Below are 6,081 nucleotides of genomic sequence, written 5' to 3'. Positions count from 1 at the left end.
CGCCTCACCGGGGAAACCACCGTGTCCTGGCGCGACCCAACATCCCAGGACGAAACACAATCCACGGGATGAAACACCGGGAGAAAACGACCTCTCACGTCCCAGTCTCCAGATGTCCACGATCAAGGGGAAGGCTCAACGCCTTGCACCGTCTGCCTGTACTCAGCGCATCCCGGGCAGACGACGCAACTCGTTGACCTTCATCAGCCGGGCGAGAAGGAGATACCCCACGGCTGTCGCCAGCACCCCGGTAGCCAGTGCGACGGCCGTGGGCCACGTTCCACTTCCCAGGCCCGCACACGCACGCGCTGCGGCCCAGCCCAGCCCAGCAGCCGGGCCCGCGGCGCAGAATAGTTTCACGTAGATGCGGCGCAGGCCGCCGTCGTCGATGCGCTCCCCGAGCCTCCTGCGCAGCAGATGCGCGGTGAGTGCGAGACCGGCTACGTAGGAGAGGGTGTAGGCGCCGGCCATGCCGACGACCGCCCAGCGGGCGGGCAGGAGCAAATGACACGTGGCTTCATCGATGTGTAGTGACAGCACTTGTGCACGGGTTCCGAAGGCAGTCGGTGATCAACCCAACTCGGATTGTTGACGAGAAGTGATGGCACTGCCGGTTGCTCCCAGGGCCGCGTCAACTATTCGCTGTGACGGGATGGGGGCGTCCGTAGGGTTCGTGCATGGCCGACGAGAGGCGGCGCTGCGGCTTCTCGACCCCGAGTCCACCGAGCTCGGTGCGTCTGACAGGCGCTGGAATGCGACGTCGATTCGCTGTTTTATGAGCGACCACCTACGAAACGCGGTGTCGCCGCGTGATGCGCTGGGCGAGGCGGTGGTCAGCCCAGGAGGTTGTCCAGGTGATACTCCAGCACCCTGAGTGCCTCGTCGGGAGAACGCTGCCCCAGGGCAACGTCGACCCCCAGGCTCGTGGCCAGATTCCAACAGATGTCGGCGTCGATCAGGCCGTTGCCCCGTGCTGGCGCGCCCCGCTCCTGCCGGGCTGCGGCGATGAGTCCTGCGGTGAAGTCCAGAAGCTCGCCGCTACCTGGCGCCAGCACGCCGGCCATTGCCGGATCCGAGATCGCCCTTCCGACGACCGCGACTGACAGCTGGAGTAGTCGCAGGCTTTCCGGGTCACGGGCGAGCATCGCGCGCAGGCATTCACGGAGCATCGTCTCCGCGCTCGCCGGGTCTGTTGCCTTGATGGATGCCTCAATCCGGGCGTTCAGTGCCCGCACGGCGCGGTCGATCGCGTCACGGACCAGGTCCTCCCGGGTGGCGTAGTAGTGCTGCACCTGACCCATGGACACCCCGGCCTCCACCGCGACCTTGCGAAGCGTCACACCCTCCAGTCCGTCGCGGAGCGTCAGCGTCCAGACGGCTTCGGCCAGGCGGTGTCGGCGCTCCTCATGGTCAACGATCTTCGGCATGCATCCTCCCTGGCAAGCCAATGCGTTCGCATTGCATCGCCATCGACAGTCTATTACAATGCAAGTGCATTGTGAAAAACTGAGGGGGTATCATGAAGTTCGTCGTTCTGCTGATCACCGGAATGGCTTTAGTAGTCTTCAGCGGCCAAGCCGCGATCCGGCTGCTCATCGATCACGACAACGGTGGGGTGCTCAGCGGATTACCGTTTCCGGGCGCCCTGGGCGTTTACATCGCTGCCCTCGCCATCGGTGTCCTCCTCGCCGGCTGGGCACAGGGTCGCGCCAAGGCCCTCGGACACCTCAAGTAACACCCACGGCGCCCAGCGGGCTGCCGCAGCACATTCCGGCCTCTATCCCGCTCGGAGTCCCGCCGGGCCCGCTTCGCCGGGACCATCAGCGGGCCCGGCGGCCTGCTTTGCACCGTGGGTCAGAGATAGGAGTCCGGGGCCGAGTATGGCGAAGCTCCCTGCGGCGTATGACGGAAACGGGCTGGTGCATGTACTTTCACCAGGGCACTTTGGCGGGCTGAGCGGGGATGGTCCGCCGCTCGTGAGGGCGGCGGACCATCGAGACGTAGCGGCAGAGGTCAGCCGGCCTTGGCAGGCTCTTCGGCTCGTGCGCGGGTGCTGGAGAGGCGGTAGGAGTCGGTGCCGGTCTCGATGATGGTGCCGTTGAAGGTGAGGCGGTCGACGATGGCCGCGCAGAGGCGGGGGTCGGTGAAGGTCTTGGTCCAGCGTGCGCCGTACGGCGCTTCGTTGTATCCCCGACGCAGTCGGGATGAAATTGGAGGGGGGTTCTTGGGTCGCCGGGCTTACTTGAGCGCGAAAGCGTGAGGGGACAACAGCATGCTCGGAAAGCGGTGCCCGTCTGGAGGCGTTCAGGACGGGGTGCCGCAAGACCCGCGCGATATGGCTAAGGCTTGATTGCTTGAAGTCCAATTCCCAGTGGTGCGAGAGACACCCGTCGAAACGACGCCTGAATTCGACGTCCTGCTATGCCCTGGTCGCGGTTGGAGGCCGGGGCAACCTCCATGGTAAGGAACACCTCCCAGCGAGGGAGGCCAAGGGAATGAGTGGGCGGCCTACGTCGTGCTCGATACGTACAACGAAGACGTACCACGGGATCGCCTAAGGGGCGCGAGCCCTACGGCGACGGAGTGCCCGTAGTAGTCGCAGGAGTGACGACCTGCCAGGGAGGCCGGGAAAGCCGGTCGCAGGGCGAAGGGGCACAGGTGATTGAGACGTCCGGTGATGGGAGGTATGCGTAATGCAGAGCGCCGCAACGGTGCTGGACGTCCTCCGGGAACGCGGCAGACAAGGTCTGCCGCTGGAAAGGCTGTATCGGCAGTTGTTCAACCCGCAATTGTTCCTGATGGCCTACGGGCGCATCTACGCCAACAAGGGCGCGATGACGCCGGGGGTCACCGGGGAAACCGTGGACGGTATGTCCCTGGAGAAGATCGACACGATCATCGGCAAGTTACGCGCCGAGACGTACCGATGGGCTCCAGCGCGGCGGACCTATATCCCGAAGAAGAATGGGGAAAGCGCCCGCTCGGACTGCCTACGTGGTCGGACAAGCTGGTCGCCGAGGTTGTCCGCCTCCTACTGGAGGCGTACTACGACGTCCAGTTCTCTCGCCACTCCCACGGGTTCCGTCCCGGCCGGGGCTGCCACACCGCACTCAATGAGGTGGTGGAGGTCTGGAAGGGAACGCACTGGTTCATCGAAGGAGATATCTCCGACTGCTTCGGCAGTCTGGATCACGAGGTAATGCTCGCGACCCTGGGAGAGAGGATTCATGATGGACGATTTTTGCGGCTGATCCGCCAAATGCTCAAGGCTGGGTACTTGGAGGACTGGCGGTGGAACGCCACGCTCAGCGGTGCGCCGCAGGGTGGCGTGGCCTCGCCGATCCTGTCCAACATCTACCTGGCTCGGTTGGATCAGTTTGTTGAGCAGCACCTGTTGCCGGATTACAACCGGGGCAGGCTGCGCCGGCGGAGCCGGGAGTACCAACGCGTCGAGGCGAGGATCAGGCGGGCAAAGGGGCGGGGGGACAAGGCGGCAGTGCATGCGCTTCGGCAGCAGCTGCGACGCCTCCCCAGCTCCGATCCCGATGATCCGGACTACCGACGGTTGCGGTACATCCGGTATGCCGATGACTGGCTGCTCGGTTTCGCTGGGCCAAAGCGAGAAGCCCAGGAGATCAAGGAACGGATGAAGGAGTTCCTGCGTGATGAACTCAAGCTGGAACTCTCGGAGTCCAAGACTCTGATCACGCACGCCGCCAGCCAGGCAGCGCGCTTCCTCGGCTACGAGCTGCGAACCCAGCTTGCCGACACGAAGATCACTCGCGGGCGTCGAGCGGTCAATGGCTGCATTGGCCTGTACGTGCCACGGGACGTGATCCAAAAACGGTGCGCGTTGTACATGAAGCAAGGAAAACCGGCGTTCCGCGGGGGGCTGATACATGATCAGGATTACTCGATCGTGTCGAAGTACCAAGCGGAATACCGGGGAGTTGTCCAGTACTATCTTCTAGCCCAGGACGTTGCACGCCTGGGCTTTCTGCACTGGGTCATGGAAACTTCCATGCTCAAGACTATGGCCAGGAAACATCAGTCCACCGTCACCCAGATGGCTCGCCGACACAAGGCGACCGTCGAAACGCCCGACGGGCCACGGACGTGTATGCAGGTCATAGTCAAGCGCAGTGACGGAAGAAAGCCGCTGGTCGCTCGCTTCGGCGGAATTCCACTGAAGCGGCAACGCTTTGCTGACCTGGTCGACAAGGCCCCGTCAACGAGATACACCGGCAGCAATGAGCTGATCCACCGGCTCTTGGCGGGCCAGTGTGAGATGTGCGAATCGCGGAATGGTCTGCAAGTTCACCACATCCGCAAGATGGCAGATCTCAATCGGCCTGGTCGACCCGAACCCTCTCCCTGGGTAAGGCTCATGGCACAGCGTCGGCGTAAGACCCTTGTGGTCTGCCACGACTGCCATTGGGAAATCCACAGAGGACGGGCCACGGTCTCAACCCGGAGATGATTTCACTGGAGAGCGGTATGCGTTGAAAGGCGCCCGTACCGTTCGGGAAGGGGCCGTCGGAAAAGGACCCCAGCCAGGGGCACCTCGTCGGCGGCCTACTTCACCGCCGAAGGACTCGTTCGAGGCGATGGCGACGCTGTTCCTCTCCTCGCGTTCGGTCAGCACCTGGAACAGCAGTTCGGCGCCGTGGCGGTCCAGTTCCATGTATCCCAGCTCGTCGATGCACAAAAGATCGACGCGTCCGTAGCGGGCGATGGTCTTGTTCAGCTGCTTCTCGTCGGCGGCCTCGACCAGCTCGTTCACCAGCTTGGTGGCGAGCGTGTAGCGGACCCGGTAGCCCTTCATCGCCGCCTCGGTGCCCAGCGCGATGAGCATGTGGGACTTGCCGGTGCCGGAGTCGCCGATCAGGCAGAGTGGCTGACTCTTCTTGATCCATTCGCAGCTGGCGAGCGTGTGGATGATGGCCGGGTCGATGTTCGGGTTGGCGTCGAAGTCGAAGGTCTTGATTTATCCGGCGTTCATGGTTGCAAGGGCTGAACCACCGCAGGTCAGCACGCTACGGACGCCGTCGGCAGCATGCTATTCAGTGGATGGTGCGTCTCACATAGGTGAATATCGCGTCATGGAACGCATCGTTGACCTTGATCGGGCCGCCATCGAAATCGCTGAGCGCCTGCGACGCTGGGAACGCGCTGGCCTGGTCGTGGAAGCTGTGACCTGGCGGGATGAGGCAGCGCCGTGGCCTCAGGTCCTGGAGACGGAGCGAGGTCGGGTTGAGGATCCCGATTCCATTGGCGTGACGATCTCAGGTCCCAATGAGGCCGAGCTTGGCGTTGTCCTGTTCCGGGGAGGCTGGGCAGACGTGGACGCTCTCACGTTCGCTGGGGATCTCGTGACCGAAGCTCCGACAGTGGACTCACCGACGCGGTTCGGTGTAATTCTCGACAGCTGCGTGGTCCGCACTTTCGGTGTCCCGGAAACGTAGGCGGTCACCTGTCGCCGATTCCACGCTCGCCAAGTCGACGTTGGAGTCGGAGGATCTCTCCGTGGGCGGCGGCCAGCCTCTGTTCGAGTTCCCGGACGCGTTCACGGTGTGTGGCGCGTTCGCGTCGCAAGGACTCGGTGAGCGTGTGAATTACCGTGCCGTCGTGGTTTGATGCGGTCTCGGCTGGGATGCGGGTTGGACTCTGCTCCTGGCTGCGGAGCATTTCGATGCGTCGCCGCAGGTCCGCGTGTGTGTAGAGAAAATCGAGGCTGACACTGGCAGCGCGGGCGACCGACCGGAAGGTGATCTTCTCGTTCTCCTTGATGAGGCGCCGGATCCCGTTCTCTGCGCGCTGGACGGCCTGCTCGCGCTTGTCGCGGGCTGCCTTCCTCAGAGCCTCGACCCGCCGGTCTGCAGCAGTGTTCGGGCCGGTGGGCAGGGACGGGCTCGGTGCGGTCATGTTCCTGAACCTCCTTTGCATTCAGCGGAGTTCGCATCTTGGTAGCCGTCACGGCCTAGGATGTCCGCGTACTCGTCTGAGTGCACCACCGAGTACGGAGTTATGTGCACCACTGGTCAGGCCACGTCGGTGTCCCGTTCGATGGCCTGGAGACGG

Annotated in this window: 4 protein-coding genes and 4 pseudogenes; 3 read left to right on the top strand and 5 right to left on the bottom strand. The window is 63.5% G+C overall.

The genetic code is table 11. The features are described 5' to 3' along the window. Nucleotides 1-162: 162 nt before the first annotated feature. A pseudogene (locus ACWCXX_RS40345) lies at nucleotides 163-516 on the bottom strand (murein biosynthesis integral membrane protein MurJ); the annotation flags it as partial. 317 nt (nucleotides 517-833) lie between these two features. Continuing rightward, nucleotides 834-1,427, bottom strand: coding sequence for a TetR/AcrR family transcriptional regulator (locus ACWCXX_RS40340; RefSeq protein ID WP_451136177.1), 594 nt, complete (start codon nucleotides 1,425-1,427; stop codon nucleotides 834-836). Between the two features lie 92 nt (nucleotides 1,428-1,519). On the opposite strand from ACWCXX_RS40340, the gene ACWCXX_RS40335 reads away from it, so the two are divergent. Further along, entirely contained in the window at nucleotides 1,520-1,735 is a 216-nt protein-coding gene (locus tag ACWCXX_RS40335; protein WP_451136175.1) for a hypothetical protein, read from the top strand. Between the two features lie 278 nt (nucleotides 1,736-2,013). On the opposite strand, the pseudogene ACWCXX_RS40330 reads toward ACWCXX_RS40335, so the two are convergent. Continuing rightward, a pseudogene (locus ACWCXX_RS40330) lies at nucleotides 2,014-2,160 on the bottom strand (ATP-binding protein); the annotation flags it as partial. Between the two features lie 533 nt (nucleotides 2,161-2,693). Between ACWCXX_RS40330 and ACWCXX_RS40325 the strand changes: the two are divergent. Continuing rightward, nucleotides 2,694-4,480, top strand: a pseudogene (locus ACWCXX_RS40325) (reverse transcriptase domain-containing protein). Between the two features lie 102 nt (nucleotides 4,481-4,582). On the opposite strand, the pseudogene ACWCXX_RS40320 reads toward ACWCXX_RS40325, so the two are convergent. Further along, a pseudogene (locus ACWCXX_RS40320) lies at nucleotides 4,583-4,987 on the bottom strand (ATP-binding protein); the annotation flags it as partial. Between ACWCXX_RS40320 and ACWCXX_RS40315 the strand changes: the two are divergent. Continuing rightward, nucleotides 4,908-5,465, top strand: coding sequence for a hypothetical protein (locus tag ACWCXX_RS40315; protein WP_451136173.1), 558 nt, complete (start codon nucleotides 4,908-4,910; stop codon nucleotides 5,463-5,465). The pseudogene ACWCXX_RS40320 and the gene ACWCXX_RS40315 overlap by 80 nt on opposite strands. A 4-nt stretch (nucleotides 5,466-5,469) precedes the next feature. Here the strand turns inward: ACWCXX_RS40315 and ACWCXX_RS40310 are convergent, their stop codons facing one another. Next, entirely contained in the window at nucleotides 5,470-5,925 is a 456-nt protein-coding gene (locus ACWCXX_RS40310) for a DUF6262 family protein (RefSeq protein WP_451136171.1), read from the bottom strand. Nucleotides 5,926-6,081: the final 156 nt, after the last annotated feature.

This window comes from Streptomyces sp. NPDC001732 (assembly GCF_053596315.1).
The sequence above is the reverse complement of the archived record's forward strand: the minus strand, read 5'-3'. Positions and strand labels throughout refer to the sequence as shown.